The sequence below is a fragment of the Sphingomonas sp. Leaf30 genome (assembly GCF_001422525.1).
Classification (GTDB): domain Bacteria; phylum Pseudomonadota; class Alphaproteobacteria; order Sphingomonadales; family Sphingomonadaceae; genus Sphingomonas; species Sphingomonas aerolata.
In genome coordinates this window covers 252,880-253,408 of sequence record NZ_LMKZ01000016.1, presented here as the reverse complement: position 1 = coordinate 253,408, position 529 = coordinate 252,880, and the positions used below count along the sequence as shown (strand labels likewise).

Sequence of the window (529 nt, the reverse complement as noted above, 5' to 3'; positions counted from 1 at the left end):
CCCGAACATCGTCATCGCCAGGATCGCGAGCGTGACGCTGCCGGCATGACCGAACAGCACCAGCCCGACGCCTTCGCCGAGCATCAGCGCGAACAACAGCAACGCGCGGCCATCGAGGCCTTTGCTGAGCGCGATCCGGTCGCTCGCGATCCCGCCGAGCGCACGGGCGAACAGCGCGAGGCCACCGAAGATTCCGGCCGCCAGCCCCGCGTTGGTAAATGAAAGCCCGAACCGGTCGACGTAATAACTCGCCGCGATGTTGTGGATGAAGATCTCGACCCCGAAGCACGCGCCGTACGTCGCGGCGAGCATCCACGTGCGGTAATTGGCGGCGGCGCGGCGAAAGATCGCCATGCCCGTCGCCTTGCCGCCGTCGAGCTCGATTCCCGCCGCGCGGAGGTCGACGATGTCGCCCTGCGGCGTGTCCTGCGTGTAGCGTGCATAAACGAACGCCATCGCGACCATCGCCACTCCCGGCACGAACATCGCCGCGCGCCAGCCGAAGACGTGCTCGACGCCGAGCCCGACC

At 67.7% G+C, this 529-nt stretch carries 1 protein-coding gene; it reads right to left on the bottom strand.

Going from position 1 to position 529, the window contains the following annotated elements; genetic code table 11:
• The coding region (locus ASE89_RS20995; RefSeq protein WP_201781545.1) for an MFS transporter at positions 1 to 529 on the bottom strand (529 nt) is incomplete at both ends.